At 63.3% G+C, this 19,830-nt stretch carries 22 protein-coding genes; 6 read left to right on the plus strand and 16 right to left on the minus strand.

Annotation, left to right across the window (positions count from 1 at the left end; translation table 11 throughout):
- Positions 1 to 6 precede the first annotated feature (6 nt).
- Entirely contained in the window at positions 7 to 354 is a 348-nt protein-coding gene (gene hisI / locus QM609_RS20060) for a phosphoribosyl-AMP cyclohydrolase (protein ID WP_050655350.1), read from the minus strand.
- Between the two features lie 101 nt (positions 355 to 455).
- Here hisI and QM609_RS20065 point away from each other — a divergent pair, with 101 nt between their 5' ends.
- A complete protein-coding gene (locus tag QM609_RS20065; RefSeq protein WP_050655349.1) occupies positions 456 to 977 on the plus strand; it encodes a universal stress protein in 522 nt (173 codons plus the stop codon).
- 21 nt (positions 978 to 998) lie between these two features.
- Here QM609_RS20065 and QM609_RS20070 read toward each other — a convergent pair whose 3' ends face one another.
- Positions 999 to 2,480 (minus strand): flavin-containing monooxygenase, encoded by a 1,482-nt coding sequence (locus QM609_RS20070; RefSeq protein ID WP_050655348.1) that lies wholly within the window; start codon positions 2,478 to 2,480, stop codon positions 999 to 1,001.
- A gap of 104 nt (positions 2,481 to 2,584) precedes the next feature.
- On the opposite strand from QM609_RS20070, the gene QM609_RS20075 reads away from it, so the two are divergent.
- On the plus strand, positions 2,585 to 3,202 hold the full coding sequence (locus QM609_RS20075; RefSeq protein WP_030537064.1) for a TetR/AcrR family transcriptional regulator: 618 nt from the start codon (positions 2,585 to 2,587) through the stop codon (positions 3,200 to 3,202).
- Here QM609_RS20075 and hisF read toward each other — a convergent pair.
- The 11 genes from hisF to QM609_RS20130 all read right to left on the minus strand — a co-directional run bounded on the left by hisF (position 3,199) and on the right by QM609_RS20130 (position 11,527).
- Positions 3,199 to 3,972 (minus strand): imidazole glycerol phosphate synthase subunit HisF, encoded by a 774-nt coding sequence (hisF, locus tag QM609_RS20080; RefSeq protein ID WP_003942380.1) that lies wholly within the window; start codon positions 3,970 to 3,972, stop codon positions 3,199 to 3,201. The genes QM609_RS20075 and hisF overlap by 4 nt on opposite strands.
- The gene (locus QM609_RS20085) at positions 3,969 to 4,802 is read right to left on the minus strand and encodes an inositol monophosphatase family protein (RefSeq protein WP_003942414.1); all 834 of its coding nucleotides are present in this window, start codon (positions 4,800 to 4,802) and stop codon (positions 3,969 to 3,971) included. Before QM609_RS20085 ends, hisF begins: the two co-directional genes overlap by 4 nt.
- A gap of 9 nt (positions 4,803 to 4,811) precedes the next feature.
- Entirely contained in the window at positions 4,812 to 5,546 is a 735-nt protein-coding gene (priA, locus tag QM609_RS20090) for a bifunctional 1-(5-phosphoribosyl)-5-((5-phosphoribosylamino)methylideneamino)imidazole-4-carboxamide isomerase/phosphoribosylanthranilate isomerase PriA (protein WP_003942371.1), read from the minus strand.
- A gap of 19 nt (positions 5,547 to 5,565) precedes the next feature.
- The gene (locus QM609_RS20095; protein WP_050655347.1) at positions 5,566 to 5,817 is read right to left on the minus strand and encodes a hypothetical protein; all 252 of its coding nucleotides are present in this window, start codon (positions 5,815 to 5,817) and stop codon (positions 5,566 to 5,568) included.
- Complete coding sequence (gene hisH / locus QM609_RS20100) at positions 5,814 to 6,449, minus strand: imidazole glycerol phosphate synthase subunit HisH (protein WP_003942389.1); 636 nt, start codon at positions 6,447 to 6,449, stop codon at positions 5,814 to 5,816. Before hisH ends, QM609_RS20095 begins: the two co-directional genes overlap by 4 nt.
- A gap of 9 nt (positions 6,450 to 6,458) precedes the next feature.
- Positions 6,459 to 7,580: an MFS transporter gene (locus QM609_RS20105; RefSeq protein ID WP_042449554.1), complete on the minus strand. Its 1,122-nt coding sequence runs from the start codon at positions 7,578 to 7,580 to the stop codon at positions 6,459 to 6,461.
- 92 nt (positions 7,581 to 7,672) lie between these two features.
- The gene (locus tag QM609_RS20110) at positions 7,673 to 7,822 is read right to left on the minus strand and encodes a CG2302 family histidine operon protein (RefSeq protein ID WP_007732248.1); all 150 of its coding nucleotides are present in this window, start codon (positions 7,820 to 7,822) and stop codon (positions 7,673 to 7,675) included.
- Positions 7,819 to 8,433, minus strand: coding sequence for an imidazoleglycerol-phosphate dehydratase HisB (gene hisB, locus QM609_RS20115; RefSeq protein WP_003942383.1), 615 nt, complete (start codon positions 8,431 to 8,433; stop codon positions 7,819 to 7,821). Before hisB ends, QM609_RS20110 begins: the two co-directional genes overlap by 4 nt.
- Positions 8,430 to 9,572, minus strand: coding sequence for a histidinol-phosphate transaminase (locus QM609_RS20120; RefSeq protein WP_042449556.1), 1,143 nt, complete (start codon positions 9,570 to 9,572; stop codon positions 8,430 to 8,432). The genes hisB and QM609_RS20120 overlap by 4 nt, the downstream gene beginning before the upstream one ends.
- Complete coding sequence (gene hisD, locus QM609_RS20125; RefSeq protein WP_007732254.1) at positions 9,569 to 10,891, minus strand: histidinol dehydrogenase; 1,323 nt, start codon at positions 10,889 to 10,891, stop codon at positions 9,569 to 9,571. Before hisD ends, QM609_RS20120 begins: the two co-directional genes overlap by 4 nt.
- 153 nt (positions 10,892 to 11,044) lie before the next feature.
- Positions 11,045 to 11,527, minus strand: coding sequence for a hypothetical protein (locus QM609_RS20130; protein ID WP_228232679.1), 483 nt, complete (start codon positions 11,525 to 11,527; stop codon positions 11,045 to 11,047).
- A 132-nt stretch (positions 11,528 to 11,659) separates the two neighbouring features.
- Here QM609_RS20130 and QM609_RS20135 point away from each other — a divergent pair, with 132 nt between their 5' ends.
- The 3 genes from QM609_RS20135 to QM609_RS20145 all read left to right on the plus strand — a co-directional run bounded on the left by QM609_RS20135 (position 11,660) and on the right by QM609_RS20145 (position 16,804).
- The gene (locus QM609_RS20135; RefSeq protein ID WP_502942721.1) at positions 11,660 to 14,914 is read left to right on the plus strand and encodes an arabinosyltransferase domain-containing protein; all 3,255 of its coding nucleotides are present in this window, start codon (positions 11,660 to 11,662) and stop codon (positions 14,912 to 14,914) included.
- A gap of 140 nt (positions 14,915 to 15,054) precedes the next feature.
- Entirely contained in the window at positions 15,055 to 16,308 is a 1,254-nt protein-coding gene (locus tag QM609_RS20140; protein WP_082239003.1) for a glycoside hydrolase family 1 protein, read from the plus strand.
- A gap of 46 nt (positions 16,309 to 16,354) precedes the next feature.
- Positions 16,355 to 16,804, plus strand: a complete 450-nt coding sequence (locus QM609_RS20145) for a DUF8021 domain-containing protein (protein ID WP_007732260.1) — start codon at positions 16,355 to 16,357, stop codon at positions 16,802 to 16,804.
- Here the strand turns inward: QM609_RS20145 and QM609_RS20150 are convergent.
- Positions 16,782 to 17,585 carry an AraC family transcriptional regulator gene (locus QM609_RS20150; protein WP_042923086.1) on the minus strand — a complete coding sequence of 268 codons (804 nt, stop codon included), beginning with the start codon at positions 17,583 to 17,585 and terminating at the stop codon, positions 16,782 to 16,784. The genes QM609_RS20145 and QM609_RS20150 overlap by 23 nt on opposite strands.
- Before the next feature lie 92 nt (positions 17,586 to 17,677).
- Here QM609_RS20150 and QM609_RS20155 point away from each other — a divergent pair, with 92 nt between their 5' ends.
- Positions 17,678 to 18,481 carry a sulfite exporter TauE/SafE family protein gene (locus QM609_RS20155; RefSeq protein ID WP_228232677.1) on the plus strand — a complete coding sequence of 268 codons (804 nt, stop codon included), beginning with the start codon at positions 17,678 to 17,680 and terminating at the stop codon, positions 18,479 to 18,481.
- Here the strand turns inward: QM609_RS20155 and QM609_RS20160 are convergent.
- Both QM609_RS20160 and QM609_RS20165 read right to left on the minus strand, forming a co-directional pair.
- Entirely contained in the window at positions 18,478 to 19,083 is a 606-nt protein-coding gene (locus tag QM609_RS20160) for a dihydrofolate reductase family protein (RefSeq protein WP_050655344.1), read from the minus strand. The genes QM609_RS20155 and QM609_RS20160 overlap by 4 nt on opposite strands.
- Positions 19,077 to 19,733: a nitroreductase family protein gene (locus tag QM609_RS20165; protein ID WP_003942413.1), complete on the minus strand. Its 657-nt coding sequence runs from the start codon at positions 19,731 to 19,733 to the stop codon at positions 19,077 to 19,079. Before QM609_RS20165 ends, QM609_RS20160 begins: the two co-directional genes overlap by 7 nt.
- Between the last annotated feature and the right edge of the window lie 97 nt (positions 19,734 to 19,830).

A 19,830-nucleotide genomic window follows, 5' to 3' on the forward strand; every position in this document is an offset into this window, starting at 1 on the left:
CTCGCGTCACTGCTGAGCAGCGAGCAGGACGTCGGTGTCGAAACACGTGTGAGTGCCGGTGTGGCACGCGGCGCCCTCCTGATCGACGATCAGCAAGACGGAATCGCCGTCACAGTCGAGGCGCACCTCGTGCACGTACTGGGTGTGCCCGGAGGTCTCTCCCTTGACCCAGTACTGCTGCCGCGAGCGCGAATAGTACGTCCCCTTACGGGTTTCCAGTGTTCGCGCGAGCGCTTCGTCGTCCATCCACGCGACCATCAGCACATCACCGGTCGACTTCTCCTGCGCAACCGCGCTGAACAGTCCGGCGTCGTTTCGCTTCAGCTTCGCCGCGATTGCGGGATCAAGACTCATATGACGTTTATACCTTCCACCTGTGACTTCCGTGGAATTCCCCTGCACGGCCGCCCTAGAATGGAAGTTCCTTCGCTTCTCGCTCTGGAAGAAGATCCGACATGAACCATCAACGTCATGACGGTCCGCACCCGGAGTACATCTGCCATCTCGCGAACCCGAGTACCGATCGCGTCCGAACCCGCCACGTCGTTCTCGGCATCGGCCCAGGTGCTACCAGCAAGAATGTACTCAGCTACGCACTGACGCTTGCCGCCAAGGAGGATTCAGCCCTCCACGTCGTTCACTGCATCACGTCCGAGGACCTACCTGTCGAAACCGACTCACCAGAATTCGAAACGCGTCTGCACGACGAGATGGTGTCGCAACGCGAGCAGACAACCTCGGCACTTGCCTCGCACGCCGACACCTGGACGTACGACTGCACCTATGGAGACCCGGCCGGTGTCATTCTCGCAACCGCGGACAAATACGACGCATTTACCATCGTGATCGGATCTCCGCGAAAAGGCGCTGCCTCCGCGGTGAGCCGACTGATGCACATCTCGGTCACTTCCCGACTGAACCGGCAGAACCGTTATCCCGTGATATCGGTTCCGACCGGAGTCAGCTCGGCAAGATAGCCGAACGCGGGACAAGCCCGCCTAGATGATCGAATAGTCCTCGAGCGGAAAGCGTTTCGCTTCGACGAACGCATTCCGTGTAGACGTGGGCCGCAGAATCGCAGCCTCGCCGTGCTGATTGAAGTAATAGCTTCGTGCAGTCTGGCAACTACCGCCGTAGAAGACGGAGTCCGCCAGGTTCTCGGTCATCCGGTCGAGAAACTCGGCGTTGGCAGTTTCGGTGACCTCGAATGTTTCCGCGCCGCGCCGTTTCACCTCGCCGAACAGTCGATCCATGTGCTGCATCTGGGATTCGATCGTCGTGAAGTAGGACAACCCGCTGTACGAGTACGGACTGGCGAGCGTGAGGAAATTGGGGAAATACGGAACCGCGACCCCTTCGTAGGCCTGGAAACGGTTGTCGCGCCACCACTTACCGAGGTTTCGTCCCTCTCGACCGATAACCTCGATGGCTGGAAAATTCACATCCCAGAGGTTGAATCCCGTTGCCAGCACCAAGGTGTCGATCTCGGTCTTGCGACCGTCGGCGGTGACGATTCCGTCGGCAGCGATGTGGTCGATCGGCGTCGTTTCGAGATGCACGTTGCCCTTGGTGAACGTACGGAAGTAGCTGTTGGAAAATGTGGGACGCTTGCACCCGAAGTCGTAGTCCGGTGTGAGTTGTTTGCGAAGGCTGGCGTCGCTGACCTGGGACCGCAGAAACGCACGTGATGCGGCCGCCGCACCCTTGTTCAACAGTTTGACCTGCTTGTAGTGCAGGACCGCGCTGACCATGATCATTTCTAGGATCGACGAACTGACAGCGCGCGCGATTCGCTGGGTGAGCGGAATACGCGAGAACAGCTTCTGCACTGCATTCGGAATGGGGACGTCGATCTTGGGAACCACCCAGATCGGGGTGCGTTGGTAGACGGTCAACTCTGCGGCCTGCCGCGCCACCTCGGGGATCAACTGCACAGCGGTGGCGCCGGTTCCGATGATTGCGGTCTTGGTGCCGGACAGATCGTAGGAATCGTCCCAGGCCGTGGTGTGGATGATCTTGCCGGCGAAGTCGTCGATACCGGAGATGTCGGGCCGATGCGGTTGCGAGAGGAAACCCGTCGCAGTCAGGAGGTACTTGGCAGTGATGTCCGGCGCGCCTTCGACGGATACGACCCAGTGCGAGGAATCCTCGTCCCAGCGGGCTCCGTTGACCACGGCACCGAACGTCATGTGCTTCCGCAGATCGTACTTGTCCGCGACGTGGTCGGCGTACTTCTTCAGTTCCGCGCCCGGTGCGAAAAGCCTGGACCAGTTCGGATTGGGCTCGAACGAATACGAGTAGGTGACCGACGCGATGTCGACAGCCAGACCGGGATAGCGGTTGACGTGCCAGGTTCCACCCAGATCGTCCTCGCGCTCGAGGATCGCCAGGTTGTTCAGGCCCAGCCGCTTGAGTTGAATGGCCGCACCCATTCCGCCGAAGCCCGCCCCCACTACTACTGCGTCGTACTGCACTGCCATCGGAGAATCCCTCTCGTGAACTGCACATCAGAAAAACTGCACATCAGAAACTGACACGTCATTCCGTTATTGAGAACGGTATCATTCCTGATGTGACGAAGGCCATGACCAGAGCGGAACGAAAAAAGGCGGAATTGCGCCGCGAGATCATCGACGCATCATTCGAGTGCTTCGCCCAGCGCGGCTATCACGCAACCGGAATTGCCGACATCGCAACAACTCTCGGAATCGGCCACGGGACCTTCTACCGGTACTTCGAGAACAAGCGCGACATCATCGATCACGTCATCGACGACCTCGTCGCAAAGATCATCAGCGCACTGGCCACCGAGAATGCTCCCGACGCCGCCAGCACACTGGACGAGTACCGCGCCCAAGTGGGACGGATCGCCGAGGCGCTCCCCCGCATCTTCTTCGACGACCCCCGCATCCCGCGGGTTCTGCTGTTCGAGACGACGGGCGTCGACGCCGATCTGACGGGCCGGATGCTCGATCTACTCGACCAGTCGGCATCGTTGACCGCGGCGTACCTGCACCACGGAGTCGAATGCGGCTATCTACGCGCCGACCTCGATGTCGACAACACTGCCCACGCCGTCAACGGCATGATGCTGGCAAGTGCGATTCAAGGATTGCGAGCCGGTTCGTCCGTCGACTGCACGGCGTTGAACCAAGCCATCAGCCGCCTCATGTTCGACGGAATCCGCGCCGAGAACGCCTAGCGAACGACGATTCCCTCGGCACGCATCGCATCCTTGACCTCCGGGATGCTCAGATCGCCGAAGTGGAAGACACTTGCTGCGAGAACTGCGTCTGCGCCCGCTTCGACAGCCGGGGCGAAGTGCTCGACCAGGCCGGCACCGCCACTGGCGATCACCGGTACGTGGACTGCCGCCCGGACAGCGCGGATCATCAGAAGGTCGAAGCCCGCTTTGGTGCCGTCGGCATCCATCGAGTTGAGCAGGATCTCCCCCACTCCCAACTCTGCACCACGCTCGGCCCACTCGACAGCGTCGATCCCGGTGCCGCGCTTGCCCCCGTGCGTCGTGACCTCCCACCCCGACGGTGTGTCCGGCTGCCCCTGGGGAACGGTGCGGGCATCGACCGAGAGGACGATGCACTGCGAGCCGAAACGCTCACTCAGTTCCTTCAGCAGTTCCGGGCGCGCAATCGCCGCGGTGTTGACGCTGACCTTGTCGGCACCGGCACGCAGCAGACGATCGACATCCGCGACCGTGCGCACTCCACCGCCGACGGTCAGAGGAATGAAAACCTGCTCGGCAGTGCGACTTACGACGTCGAGCATCGTGCCGCGATCCGACGTGGAGGCGGTCACGTCCAGGAAGGTCAGTTCGTCGGCGCCCTGAGCGTCGTACGCTGCCGCGAGTTCCACCGGATCTCCGGCGTCGCGAAGATTCTCGAAATTGACACCCTTGACCACTCGCCCGGCGTCGACGTCGAGGCACGGAATCACACGAACTGCGAGGGTCATGACTGTGGTCCTCCTGAGGACGAAGCGCGCGGATCACCGAGCGCGTTGAGGATATCGAGAATCTCACCGTGGATGCCCGGAGCGGCAGCGAGCACCGACTCCGATTCTACGGTCCACGGGCGGCCGGCCAGGTCGGTGACCACCCCGCCCGCACCGCGAACGAGCGCGACCCCGGCCGCGTTGTCCCACGCGTTGCGGCCGTAGACGATCGCACCGCCCAGGATGCCGGCCGCGGTGAAGGCCAGATCGACTCCGGTGGAACCGTGTATCCGGATCCGCGAGGACACCTTGCTGATCTCGGCGAGGAGGTCGAGACGGAAACTGCCGGGGATCCGCCCTCGACTATTGACGTTGAGCGCACCCAAGCCGACGATCGACGACGCCAGATCGGTTGGCTCCAGCGGCGGTACGGCGATTCCATTGACCAACAACGGACCGCCGGCGCGAGTCGCGTACGTGTGACCGATCAATGGAAGCCAGGTCAATCCGAGCACCGGGACACCGTCGTCGAGAAGCGCCAACAGCGTTCCGGCAGTGGGCAATCCGGCCGAGTAGTTGAAAGTACCGTCAACGGGGTCGAGAACCCAGACGAGCCCGGAACCGACGTCGGGACCGCCGAATTCCTCGCCGTGCACCTCGATGCCGGTCTGCTCGAACAACTCCGCGGTCAACCGCTTCTCGAGCGCAAGATCGACCTCGGTGGCAAAATCACCCCAGCCCTTGCGGACCGCACTCGGGGCGCCGACACCGGAGACGAACTGATCGTGGACGCCGTCGAGAAGCCGACCCGCAATCGCGAGAAGTTCGTCGAGGTCACGCGTCGGAGTCATCTGGAAAATCTATCCGGAAACTGCTGCCAGTGCTTCGGGGAGAGTGAAGCGACCGGCATACAATGCCTTGCCCACGATCGCGCCCTCGACACCCTGATCAACCAGGCTGGAAATGGCGAGTAGATCCTCGATGGTCGACACACCACCGGAGGCGACGACGTGCGCGTCGGTGACCGCGCAGACCTGGCTGAGAAGTTCGAGATTGGGACCGGTGAGTGTGCCGTCCTTGGAGACGTCGGTGACGACGTAACGAGTGCAGCCGTCACGGTCCAGACGCGCGAGGGTCTCCCACAGATCGCCGCCGTCGGTGACCCAGCCGCGACCACGGGTGCGGTACTGACCGTCGACGAGACGAACATCGAGGCCGACAGCGATCTTGTCGCCGTACTTGGCCAATGCACGCGCGCACCACTCGGGATCCTCGATAGCGGCAGTACCGAGATTCACGCGAGCACAGCCGGTGGCCAGTGCGGCTTCCAGGGAAGCGTCGTCGCGGATTCCACCGGACAGTTCCACCTTGACCGTCAGGTCGCCGATGACGCCGGCCAACAGTTCACTGTTGGACCCACGCCCGAAAGCAGCGTCGAGGTCGACAAGATGCACCCATTCGGCACCGTCGTTCTGCCACGCAAGAGCAGCGTCGCGGGGCGACCCGTAACCGGTCTCACTTCCCGCCTCTCCTTGCACGAGGCGAACAGCTTCACCGTTGACGACATCTACAGCAGGCAAAAGGACCAGGCTCACGTGCGGTAACCCTAGTAGGTCAGGACCTCGAACCGTCTTCCGGGTCACCGAACGCTTTTCGGGTCATCCGCTTGGATACGACGCCCATTGCCGCAATCGCAGCGGCGACCCCCACGAGACCGATCACGAGGCCGACGCCCGGCGATGGTTTGAGAACAACGATGACGACAGTTGCGACCGCCAGCGCAGCCACAGCGGCGCCGAGCGAGAACAACGCCAGACGGGCGAGGGAGAAATCGTCACCGCGGTTCGGTCCGGATCCCCCGGTCACAAACTCTGCACCCAGTTGCTCAGCAGCTCGGCGCCTGCGTCACCGGATTTCTCGGGGTGGAACTGCGTTGCCGACAACGCACCGTTCTCGACGGCAGCGAGGAACTTTCCGCCGTGATCGGCCCATGTCAGCTTCGGGGGTGCAATGTGCTCGGACGGCGCGAGCTCCCAACTCTGCACACCGTAGGAGTGGACGAAGTAGAAGCGGGTATCGGCGTCTATGCCCTTGAACAGGGTGCTGGACTCCGGAGCCTCCACGGTGTTCCAGCCCATGTGCGGCAGGACCTCTGCTTGCAGCCTCTCGACGGTGCCGGGCCATTCGCCACAGCCCTCCGCCTCGACACCGAATTCGACTCCCCGGTCGAACAGAATCTGCATGCCGACGCAGATGCCCAGCACCGGTCGGCCACCGGCCAGGCGTCTGCCGATGATTCGGTCACCCTGCACTGCACGCAGACCTTCCATGCAGGCCGCGAACGCGCCGACGCCGGGCACCACGAGACCGTCGGCCGCCAGTGCAACCTTCATGTCGTTGGTCACCTCCACCTGCGCCCCGGTGCGCGCCAGTGCGCGAGTAGCCGAATGCAGGTTGCCGGAGCCGTAATCGAGTACAGCAATCGTGGAAGCGCTCATGCCCCAACTCTATCGGGCAACCCTGCTGCCGATCACTTTGCCGCCCGCGGCCAGTGCCGGGAGCAGAGCGACAACGACCGCGGAGACCGCGAAGACCCACGCATAGCCAGCAGTCGTGGCCACGAATCCCAACGCCAGTGCACCGATTCCGGTGCCGGCGTCGTAGCCGATGTTCCAGATCGCGCTGGCGGATCCGAGTTGCCTCGGGCCGGCAGCCTGAAACGCCATGACCAAGGATTCGTTCTGCACCGCCCCGAACCCGAGCCCGAAAAGGACCGCCGCGCAGAACAAGACCGGCGTCGACCCGCCGTCGACGTTGATCGCGAACAGCACCAATCCGATGGTCGACGACGCCAATGCCGGCGCGAGTGTCCGACCACTGCCGAGACGATCGGCGATCAGGCCCGCCGAGTACCGGCCGATCAACATCGATCCACTGGCGGTCGCCAACACCACACCTGCAACGGCCGCGCGCTCCGAGATTGCGATCGGCAGTAGAGACGACAGCCCGCCGAACGAGGCGGACACGCACGCCAGAGCGAGCACCGGAACCAAGACGGCGAACACACTCAGTCGAACGGATTCCCCGGTCGGCTGGGCGAAGATCTTCGGCAACCCGGCAATGGCCACCAGCGCGAGCGCCGGGATCAGCGCACCGAGGACGAACACCGGTGTCGCCGACCACCGTTCCATGATCGCAAGCCCCAGCGGAAGCCCCGCCATTTGTGACGCTGCGATCGCGATTCCCTGAGCACCGGTGGCACGGCCCAGAATTCGTTTGGGCGCCAACTCCGCCACCAGTGCACTGCCGGCCACCGTCAGCATGCCGAAACCGATACCACGCACCGCGGAAACCGCCAGGACAGGGCCGGCGTCGGCCGAGATCAACAGCACCAACGACGGTGGGCCGAGGAGCAGACACCCGACCGCCAGCACGCGCCGGTAGCCCTGCGTCCGCAACAACCGAGGCACGAGCAGTTGCGTCAAGACCGTGGCCGCCATGAAGACACCGGTCACCGATCCGGCAAGCGCATCCGATCCGCCGGACTGCGCAACCAGCAACGGCACCACCGGCAACAGCAACGACCAGCCACCGAAAGCTGCTGCCGCCATGATCAGGACACCGATCATGCCCGGTGTGCGAAGCAACCCCGGCGATGGAGCAGGATCTTGCGTCTCAGATACAGTCACTTTTCGCGTCTCAGACACAGTCACTTTTCGCGTCACAGACGCAGTGCGCCCGCTACCGCCGCCAGAACCGCCAACGCCAGAAGGATTCCCGACGCAAGCTTGTTGACCTTGAACATCGAGTAGGCGCCGCCCACGGCAATACCCGCGCCGATGAACAGTAAGTAGGTGAAGAGGACGCTCACAGTGTGCCCTTCGTCGACGGCACGCCGCTCACGCGCGGATCCGGCTCGACCGCCTCACGCAGAGCTCGCGCAACGGCCTTGTACTCCGCCTCGGTGATGTGGTGCTGATCGCGGCCGTACAGAACCCGAACGTGCAGTGCGATACGTGCATTCAATGCGATCGACTCGAACACGTGGCGGTTGATCACCGCGTGATACGGAACGCCCGGGTACCCGCCGATGACGGAATGCACCATGTAGTCGGGCTCACCGGTGTGCACGCAGTACGGGCGACCGGAGACGTCGACCGACGCGTGCGCCAGCGTTTCGTCCATCGGGATGAAGGCGTCACCGAAACGACGGATGCCCTTCTTGTCGCCGAGAGCCTGGCCGAGTGCCTGGCCGAAAACGATCGCGGTGTCCTCGACGGTGTGGTGAGCGTCGATCTCGACGTCGCCCTTCGCCTTGACGTCGAGATCGAAGCTGGCGTGAGTACCCAACGCGTTGAGCATGTGGTCGAAGAACGGAACGCCGGTGGAGACGTCGACGATGCCGGTCCCGTCCAGATTCAGTTCGACGACGATGCTTGATTCCCGAGTTGTTCGTTCGATCCGCGCGATGCGATCGCTCATGCCGTCTCTCCTGAATTCGTGTCGACCAGCTGGGTGCCTGCGATTTCGTCACTGGCCTTGATGAACGCGTCGTTCTCGGCTTCGAGTCCCACGGTGGCCCGCAGATATCCGGGGATGCCGATGTCGCGGATGAGAACCCCGCGGTCGAGGTATTCCTTCCACGCCTGTGCACTGTCGGTGAACTGACCGAACAAGATGAAGTTCGCGTCACTGGGAATCACTCGGAAACCGGTGTCCGCCAGCGCCTTCGACACTCGATCGCGCTCGGCGGACAAGGCGTGCACACTGCCGAGGGTCTCGTCGGCGTGACGCAGGGCGGCACGTGCCGCCGCTTGCGTGACCACCGAGAGGTGATACGGCAAGCGCACCAACAACAGTGCGTCGATGAACGCGGGAGCGGCGGCGAGGTAGCCGAGTCGGCCACCGGCAAACGCGAAAGCCTTGCTCATGGTGCGGGTCACAACCAGCTTGGCCGGGAACTCGTCGATCAGCGTCATCGCGCTGGGGGCAGCGGAGAACTCCGCGTACGCCTCGTCGACGATCACGATGCCCGGCGCCACGTCGAGGATGCGTCGCAGTTCCGCAATGCCGACGCTGTGTCCGGTCGGGTTGTTGGGGCTGGTCACGAACACGACGTCGGGTCGGCGTTCCGCAATCACGGTGACGGCAGCATCCACGTCGAGTGCGAAGTCGTCCCGACGGAAGACCTCGACCCACTCGGTATCGGTACCGTCGGCGATGATCGGGTGCATCGAGTACGAAGGCACAAAACCCATCGCGCTACGTCCCGGACCTGCGAACGCCTGAAGAAGTTGCTGCAGAATCTCGTTCGATCCGTTTGCCGCCCACAGATTGTCGACGGTGACCGGTACACCTGTCTGCTTCGCCAGGTACGCCGCCAGATCCGTCCGCAACGCCACAGCGTCACGGTCGGGGTAGCGGTGCAGTTCCTTCGCGGCTTCGCGCACGGATTCGGCCACATCGTCGATGAGCGCCTGGGTCGGCGGATGCGGGTTCTCGTTCGTGTTGAGCTGAACCGGAACCGTCAACTGCGGTGCGCCGTACGCCGACTTTCCACGCAGGTTCTCGCGAATCGGCAGGGCGTCGACCGAAATCGACTCTCCAGGAGCACTACTCATCGCAGAGCCTCGAATCGCAGACGCACAGCCTCGCCGTGAGCCGGCAGATCCTCCGCATTGGCCAGCGTGATGACATGTCCGGCAACGTCTTTCAGTGCAGACTCGGAGTAGTCGATCACGTGGATTCCACGAAGGAACGTCTGCACACTCAGACCGGAGGAGTGGCGTGCACACCCGGCCGTCGGCAGAACGTGGTTGGAGCCGGCGCAGTAGTCGCCGAGACTGACCGGCGCCCACGGGCCGACGAACACGGCACCAGCGCTGGTGACCTGAGCTGCCACCCCGGTTGCATCCTCGGTCTGGATCTCGAGGTGCTCTGCCGCATACGCATTGACGACGCGCAGACCAGCGGAAACATCAGAAACGAGCACCGTGCCCGACTGGCTACCGGTCAGTGCCGTGGTGACGCGCTCGCGATGCTTGGTGATCTCGAGCTGCGCAGCCAGAGCCTTGTCGACCGCGTCGGCCAAGTCGACGCTGGTCGTGACAAGAACGCTGGCGGCCATCACGTCGTGCTCGGCCTGGCTGATGAGGTCGGCGGCAACGTGGACCGGGTCAGCGGTGTGGTCGGCGAGGATCGCGATCTCGGTGGGACCGGCTTCCGCGTCGATGCCGACCAGTCCGCGGCACAGACGCTTGGCGGCAGTGACATAGATGTTGCCGGGACCGGTGATGAGGTCGACCGGGACAAGCTCGGTTCCATCGGTGTCGGTTCCGCCGTAGGTAAGGAGGGCGACGCCCTGCCCGCCGCCGACGGCCCACACCTCGTCGACGCCGAGCATGGCTGCTGCGGCAAGGATGGTCGGGTGCGGCAATCCGCCGAAGTCGGCTTGGGGCGGCGAGGCGACAACAAGTGATCCGACGCCGGCCGTCTGAGCCGGCACGACGTTCATGACAACGCTGGACGGGTACACGGCATTGCCGCCGGGCACGTACAGCCCGACGCGCTCGACCGGAACCCAACGCTCGGTGACCGTGCCACCCGGAACGACCTCGGTGACGGTGTCCTTGCGACGCTGATCGGCGTGCACCTTGCGGGTGCGCTCGATCGCAACCTCGAGGGCTTCCTTGACTGCGGGGTCGAGTTCACGAAGTGCGCGCTCGAGCTCGGCCGCGGGTACACGAACCGAAGCCGGACGAACGCCGTCGAACTTCTCGCCGAATTCGAGGGCGGCTTCTGCCCCGCGATCACGGACGGCTTCGACCATCGGGCGAACCTGATGCAGTACCGCGTCCACATCCACTCCACCTCGGGGAAGCGCGGCGCGAAGTTCGGCCGTGGATGGGGTACGACCACGCAGGTCGGTGCGGGCAAGCATGAGAGTTCCTCTCGTACGCAAACGGGGTGCCTGTGCAAGCGGCAGCAAACCGGTCCGGCATCACAGGCCCTGAACAGCGCGCCTGAAACACAGAACTGATGTCAATTATCCAGGATAGGCGCACCCCGTTTTTCACCGGTCCACCTGCAACGCTCACTGCAGGTCCGGCGCCCGCCGCCGGGCGAGTTCGATCAGCTCGTCCCTTCGAGGTGTTGCCACCGAGATTTCACGGCCGTCATGCAGACGAAAGCGGACCCCGTCGCCGGGAGATGCGAGAATTACCCGCAAACCTGGGCCGGTCATTCGATAACCGATTCCGGAGCCCATCCCGATATGTACTGCAGTGGCAGACACAACTTCGTCCCACCGAAATACCTGACGCAGCCCCGGAGACAGCGCGATCGACACTCGTTCGACGTCTGTGGTGATGATCACGCGCACCTTCCACATGTACGCGGCCAACCCGAAGGACAGGACCGCGGACAACACGGCGCCGACGTAGCCCGCCGAGTCGCGATCCACGATTGCCGCGAACCCGCAGACAATTACCAGGACAATTCCGAGGACGACGCACAATGCGACCGCCGACCGCCGCAGTAGTGGGCTCAGGGGAATGGACTCGTGAAATTCGCGCACAGCACCCCCGCCTCGATCGCCGACAACCCCACCCCGAGGAATGACACCGGGAACACGACCATCCCATTACTCGCGCTTTTATAACAAACACGTCACGCACAGCTAGGGTCCAAAGTCGTGACAGACAGTGACGTGGCCACGACCGCACCTCCGGCCTTGCCGACCCCTCAGCGATCCAGCGGACCGAACCTAGCACGGATCGTTGCGATTGTCGCATCGATCCTCGGCATAGTTTTGTGCGGATCAGTGCCGTTCCTGCCGATCGAGCAGGACACCGCCGCCGTCAACTGGCCGCAGGCCGGGTCGACGACAAGCGTCGAGGCGCCATTGGTCTCGTACACACCGTTGCGCATGGAGTCATCGATTCCGTGCGCGTCGATCAGTGAGTTGGCTGCCACCGGCGGAACGCTCGTCTCGACTGCTCCCCCGGGTGCCGCCGATGCGCGCCGCTACGGATTTGTTGCCACTGTCTCCCCCGAATCCGCCGACGCTCCCGCTCGGGTCGACGTTGTCCTACGCGATCGAGTGTTGCTCTCGACACCCGTCGCTGATCTGCCGAGTGGATGCGCACTCACGCTCGCCGCCGAGCCGACCCGAACCACCTTCAGTGCCACCGGTTCCGAACCGCGCGTCATCGAGGGCGACAGCCGGCCACAGGTAGTCGGCGTCTTCAGCGACCTCGATTCGGCGGCAGCCGGTTTGAACGTCTCGATCGAGGCGGACTCTCGCTTCACGTCGAGCCCGTCGGTGATCAAGACTCTCGCCATGATTCTCGGGGCACTCACGGCTCTCGTGTCCCTCTTCGCGCTGCACCGCCTCGACAACCGCGACGGCCGGGGCACACGCAAATTTCTGCCCGCCCGATGGTGGAAGTTCACCGTCCTCGACGGGGTCGTCGTCGGAACTCTGGTGCTGTGGCACTTCATCGGCGCTACCACCACCGACGACGGCTACCAGTTCACGATGGCAAGAGCCTCCGAGCAATCGGGCTACATGTCCAACTACTTCCGGTGGTTCGCGGTCCCCGAAACCCCGTTCGGAACGCCGTATTACAACATCCTCGGACTCCTGGCCCACGTCAGCACCGCAAGCCCCTGGGTCCGTCTGCCTGCTCTGTTGGCAGGCATCATCACCTGGCTCGTCATCAGCCGGGAGGTTGCGCCTCGGCTGGGCGCCGCCATTCGCGGAAATCGACTCGCCCTCTGGACCGGCGCGCTTGTCTTCCTCGCATTCTGGCTTCCGTTCAACAACGGACTGCGCCCCGAACCGATCGTTGCCCTCGGCGTGCTGCTGACCTGGTGCTCGATCGAACGCGCCGTCGCGACGAGACGACTTCTGCCGGTCGCAGTCGCGATCCTGATCGCCGGATTCACCTTGACTGCCGGCCCTTCCGGCCTCATCTGCTTTGCCGCACTCATCGCCGGAATACGCCCGATCATGCGCATCATCATCGAACGTGCGCGCACCACCGGTTACGTCGCGGCTGTCGGGCCACTGCTAGCTGCCGGACTCTCGATTCTCATCCCCGCGTTCGGCGATCAAAGTCTGGCCGCCGTCATCGAGATGCAACGCGTCCACTCGATCTCACCGAATCAGCCCTGGTTCGACGAGTACCTCCGCTATCAGTACCTCTTCAACATCTCCGTCGACGGTTCCCTGACTCGCAGATTCGGTGTGTTCGTCATGGTTCTGTGCCTTGGCGTCTGCACCGCGATGATGCTGCGCAAGGGGGGCCGGATTCCCGGTTTGGCCGCCGGCCCGTCACGCCGCGTCGTGGGGCTGACGATCGGCGCACTGCCACTGCTGATGTTCTCGCCGACCAAGTGGACGCACCACTTCGGAATCTTTGCCGGACTCACCGCCGTTCTGGCGATGATGACGGCCGTCGCCGTGGGAACAAAACTCCTGCGCTCGCCGCGCAATCGGGCCCTCTTCGCGGCGGCCGTCCTGTTCCTCCTCGCGGTGGCATTCACCGGCAGCAACAGCTACTACTACGTGTCCAGCTACAGCGTTCCGTGGTGGGACAAGCCTGTGTCCATCAGCGGACTCGGCGCGAGCACCGTCCTCCTCGGGCTGACGGTGCTGATGCTCGGCGTCGCCGCGTGGTACTTCTTCCGTGAGCCGTACACCGCGGGGAAGGAACCATCCGCGAAGCACGCTCGACTGCTTGCCATCTCGCCACTGACGGTTGCCGCAGGTGCCATGGTCCTCTTCGAGGTGCTGTCCATGGCCAAGGGCGCGGTCACCCAGTACCCGGCCTATTCGGTGGGCCGTGCAAACGTCGACGCCGTTCTCGGCCAACATTGCGGTCTCGCCAACGACGTTCTGCTCGAGACCGATCCGAACGCCTCGATGCTGACGCCCCTCTCGGGCAGCGTCGCCACAGGACTGTCCGCCGGTGGGGCTACGGGATTCGATCCGAATGGCGTCGCTTCCGACCTTCGAGCAGACAAGGAAGCCACGGCTACCGGCGGCGCGAACACCGTCGACACCTCCGAGGACACCGCCGGCAACTCGGCCGGAACCGGCGGTGGCGCCGGACAGACCGGAGTCAACGGCAGTTCGGTCGCGTTGCCGTTCGGTCTCGACCCGGCGACAACACCCGTCATGGGTAGTTACGGTCAGCCCTCCCCCGGCACTCTGACCAGTGACTGGTACCAACTCCCCGACGTGGGCGAGAACGCCACGCGTGGCGACATCATCTCGATTGCCGCGGCTGGTCGTGTTCGGTCCGTCGACAAGGACGGAATCGTCACCTACGGCCAGAACGTCGAGGTCGAGTACGGCACAGCGCGTGGCGTCGACGATGCCGAAACAGACGCTGTCGAAACACTCGGAAAGATCGCGCCCCTCGACATCGGCCCGGCGCCGTCATGGCGGAACCTGCGTGTGCCGTTGGATCAGATTCCCGTCGAAGCCAACAGCATTCGACTGGTCGTCAGCGACTACGACAGCAAGCCCGACCAATGGGTGGCCGTCACCCCGCCGCGGGTTCCGAAGACCCAGAAGCTCAACGACGTCGTCGGTTCACAGGCGCCCGTCATGCTGGATTGGGCTGTCGGACTGGCATTCCCATGCCAACGCCCCTTCGATCATCGGGTCGGTATCGCCGAGGTCCCCGAGTATCGGATCCTTCCCGACCATTCCGGCGCGCTCGTGACCAGTGCCTGGCAGGACCACTACGGCGGTGGACCGTTGGGGTGGATCGATCTGCTCCTGACCGCGCAGACCATTCCGTCGTATCTCGACAACGACTGGGCTCGCGACTGGGGTTCGATCGAGAAGTACACACCGATCGATCCGAGTGCAGTACCTGCCCAGGTCGACGAAACGACCGTTCAGCGCTCCGGGACGTGGAACCCGGGATCGATGACCATGGTTTTCTGAGCGGAATTTCTGAGCGGCTGGGTCACTGAGTGACACGGTCCAGCCGCGGGCGGATCGGACGAAACGCCTGCGACTGGACACTTGTATGACTTAGTCTCCCAGGCATGGGAGCCCTGTCACGGTCTATCGCGCCTGCGCTGATGGCACTGACGTGCCTGCTCGGGGCGCTGACCCTTCCCGCTCACGCCTCGGCTGAGGTACCGGATGACTTCCTCTGGGGCGTTGCCACCTCCGGATTCCAATCGGAAGGTTCGTCGCCGGACAGCAACTGGTCTCGATACTCCGATTCCGGACGAACCCACGACAAGATCGGTGACTCGGTCGACTTCCGTCATCGCTACGCCGAGGACATCGACCGGGCGGCCGATCTGGGATCGAAGGTTTTCCGATTCGGCGTCGAGTGGGCGCGAGTTCAGCCCGCCGCCGGGAGCTGGAACGAGACCGAATTCGCCTACTACGACGACGTGGTAGCTCACATCCGCGCGCGGGGCATGACTCCGATGATCACGCTCGACCACTGGGTGTATCCGGGATGGGTTGTCGATCAAGGCGGCTGGACAAATCCGAAGACGGAAGCCGATTGGCTCGTCAACGCAGAGAAGGTAGTCGAGCGGTACTCCGGAATCGGGGCGCTGTGGATCACGATCAACGAGCCGACTGTGTACGTTCAGCGCGAATTGACCTACGGCGGAATCGCACTCACCCAGGCGCCGTCGATGTTCGACTCATTGGTCCGAGTCCACCGGGCGATCTACGACCGCATCCATGTTCTCGATCCCGGTGCCCGTGTAAGCAGTAATTTCTCCTTCATTCCCGGCGTGTCCGAGGCGATCGATTCGGTATTCACGGATCGAGTGCGCGACAAGCTCGACTTTCTCGGCATCGACTACTACTACGGTGTGGCCCTGAACAATCCGACTGCCGCGTACGCCGCACTCGACGAGTTCTACAACGTCACGCCGCAGCCCGAAGGCCTGTACGACGCATTGATGCGGTACTCGGGCAAGTACCCGGAACTCCCCCTCTACATCGTCGAGAACGGCATGCCCACCGACAACGGAGCGCCGCGTGCCGACGGATACACACGCGCGAATCACTTACGCGATCACATCTATTGGATGGAACGCGCCCGAGAAGACGGTGCCGACGTGATCGGCTACAACTACTGGTCCATCACCGACAACTACGAATGGGGTTCGTACCGACCTCGATTCGGCCTCTACACGGTCGATGTTCTCGGCGATCCCACTGCGGCGCGAATCCCGACCGACGGCGTCGACGCCTACCGCCGGATCATTCACGAGAACGGCGTCGGGGCCGACTACGTGCCCGTCATGGCCCCGGCTTTCTGCTCGCTCGTCGATCCTCCCCGCAGCTGTACGGCTACTCGATGAGGGCCGTTTTCCGAAATTCCTCCACTCCTCGTCGTTAGGATGTCCCATGCGAACACTGCGAAATATCGCCGGAACTGCCGCTGCCACCGCTGTCCTGATCCTGGTTGCCGGAGGCGCTGCGACGGCAGCCCCGAACCCGGCCGATTCACCCCGCGAGGCGCAAGCACGCGCCTACATCGACGCCCTCGTCTCCCATGACGTCTCCGATGTTCATTTCGCCCCGGATGCGACCCGCGTCGAAGCCGGACTCAAGACGGGGTTCTCCGGACCACAGATGTCCGCCGACCTCGAAAACGGCATCCAATACCGCGTTATCCAGGGCGTCCGAGACCTCGAGATGTCGGAGGCCGGGGACATCGTCTCGACCACCTACCTGCTGGACGCGGGAATCGGCGGCACTCGCCTCATGACCGTGGAGATTCGTGAAACCTTCGAAGTCCGTGACGGTCTCATCCACGACGTCGTCGCCGACATCATCCCGGTGTCTGTGTCGTGACGCGCGCCCGATAGCTACTGGGCGGTGCACCCGAGACTCGGGTGCACATCGCCGCGAAGGCAGCCGGCGTCGAGTATCCGAGTTCAGACGCAACGGCCGTCACACTGGCCCCGGCAGAAAGTTTCGGAAGCGCGTGAAGAATGCAGGCACGCTGCATCCACGACGACGCGCTCATCCCCGTTTCCGAGATCAGCAAGCGGTGCAGTGTTCGTTCACTGACGTGGAGTCGGTCAGCCCACCGCGTGGGCGAGTCATGGATCGACGGGGCTGCGAGATACTGCGCGCACAACGCCCGCAATCCCGGGTGCCGAGGCAGCGGGAGTTCCACAGGTAGGGGCGCAAGATCGCGAAGTTCGTGCAGGATCAGCTGAAGTACCGCGGCGCCGCGTCCGTGTGCGGGGAAGTCGTCCTCCACATTCAGCTCGACATCCACGTCGACTGCAGCGACAAGTAGCTCACGCAGGAGCGACGATACTGCGACGACTCGGCACCTGACCGGGAACCACGGCGCTGCGGACGATTCGATGTAGAGGCTTCGCGTGCTGACGCCGTCCATTGTCACGGCATGAGCGACACCGGCGGGAATCATGACCGCATTGGACGGCAGAACCGTCCACTCACCGTCTTCGGTTTCGACGTTCATCGCACCGTTCACAGCGAAGAGAAACTGGGCTCGCCGATGTTCGTGGGCCGCCAGCACGTGACCGGGTGGGTAGTCGGTTCCGATTGCGAGAACACCGCGGGGTGAGTGATCGACGTCGTTGATCGAGATGTTGCGCACCGGAGGAACCTACCGAGTCCGTGTCCGATTTACAATGGAGCGTGGCGAACCTTCGAATGTGCGCCAACGGAGAAATCGCTACCGTTCATCAAGTGCTTCACTACTCCCTCATCCTTCTCGCTTTCGGCGCCCTGACCGGAGTCACCACCGTTCTTTTCGGATTCGGTGGCGGGTTCGTCACTGTCCCAGTCGTTTACGCTGCATCGACGCTGAGGCCGGACGTCATCGATCCGATGCATGTCGCCGTCGCATCCTCGGCGGCCGTGATGGTGGTCAATTCACTCGGTGCCACAGTCGCATTCAGGAAGTCAGGACGGCTTCGGACGGAGTACATCAGACCTCTGATCGGCCCCGTCGCACTCGGAGCCGGGCTCGGAGCGGTTGCGGCGGGCCACGTAGACGACGGCGTCGTCCGGATTCTGTTTGTGCTCTACCTGCTGGTGACAATCCTGGACAGTCTTCTGCGACAAGGGTTTCTGACACCACCTGAACCTCGCGAACATCTTGACCGTCACGGCGTCCGCGCTGTCGGGATAGGCATCGGTGCCGTCGCAAGTTTCCTCGGAGTCGGCGGGAGCGTCATGACGGTTCCGATGATGCGACGCGGCGGAGTTCCGATGGCCGACGCCGCCGCGAGCGCCAACCCGTTGAGCTTGCCTGTCGCCGTCGTCGCGACTGCGGTGTATGCGGTCTCATCAGGGCACAGTTCAGCCTCGGATCTGTCGGCGGGCAGAGTCGGCGCTGTCGACCTTCTGGCCGTCTGTGCACTACTCGCCGGTTCCCTACCGGCGATCGCGCTGAGCCGACGAATCGTCGGTGCCATACCGGACCGAGTCCATGCCGCCGCCTACATCGCTCTACTCGGCGTCGTCACGGCAGTGATGGTGATTGCTTAGCGAACGGCGTATCGCAGATAGATGACGCCGCCGTCGAAGGTTTTCTCCTCGAGCAGTTGCAGATCAAGCCGGCTTTCCGGGAGAGCTCGCAATCCGCCACCGATACTGACCGGACACAGGAACAGTCTGACTTCATCGACCAAACCCGCCGCGAAAGCACTAACCGCAACCGTCGGTCCACCGATCGAGATATCTTGTACCGCTTCACTCTCGAGCAAACGGATGGAGTCTTCATCGAAGCTCGGGACAATCCTGGTACGTGCGGTCGACACCTCGTTCAGCGTCGTGGAGTACACGATCTTGTCGATTCCACGCCAGATCTGAGCGAACTCGGCGGTCGCCGCCTCGATACCGGCAAACTCGTCCGGAGCCGAAAGTCCTCCTGCCACCGAAGAACGCTCGAGATCCTCGGATGCCATTGTTTCCCAGGGAATCATCGTCTCGTACATCCGGCGCCCGAGCAGGTACGTGCCGACTCCCCTCTCGAGCTCGTTGACGAACGCATGGACCTGCGCGTCGGGAACCGCCCAGTCGAAGTTTCCTTGCTCATCAGCCACATACCCGTCGATCGAGCAGATCGCCGAGTAGATCAGGCTCACCATCGGTCCACGTGCAGCACGTTGTCGACCGGTTCACGGGCGGCGGGTTTGAACGTCTCGCCGGTGAAGTACGCCGTCGGGATGAGCGCAGCCTGATGGAATCCGGCCGGAATACCCAGCAGCTCGGCAACTTCCGCTTCACGCTGCAAATGCAATGTCGTCCACGCCGTACCGAGCCCACGTGCCCGCGCGGCCAGCGCGTAACTCCACGCAGCCGGGAGTAGCGAACCCCACAGGCCGGCTTGGTTCCCCTCCGGCAGCGTCTTGCCCGCCTTGATACACGGAATGAGAAGGACCGGCACCTCACCCATGTGCTCACCGAGCCACGCGACGCTGGTGCCCACGCGCTGTTGGATCGGCGCGCGATCGGGATCATCGGCGAAGAGTTTTGCCGCCGAACCGTGAGAGGCAAGGTACTCGTCGGTCACTTCCTTGTAGATCTGCCCGACTGCTGCACGCAGTGCCGGATCGGTCACCACCATCCACTGCCAGCCCTGGCGATTCGAACCGGAGGGCGCTTGCAGGGCGATCTGGAGGCATTCCTTCACCAGGTCCAACGGCACGGGACGGGTCAGATCCAGACGCTTTCGAACGGTCCGCGTTGTGGTCAGCAATTCGTCGGGTGTCAGGTCGAGTACGGGATACGACGTCATCTCCCGATCATTGCACTGTCGCGAGCAGCGAGCAGGACTGTCCGTCTACACTTTTCTGATCCCGTGCGTGCTCGTTGTCGGGAGTATTTCCCGATCA

Origin of the sequence: Rhodococcus sp. IEGM 1302, assembly GCF_030056935.1 — a bacterium.
GTDB lineage: Bacteria > Actinomycetota > Actinomycetes > Mycobacteriales > Mycobacteriaceae > Rhodococcus_F > Rhodococcus_F qingshengii.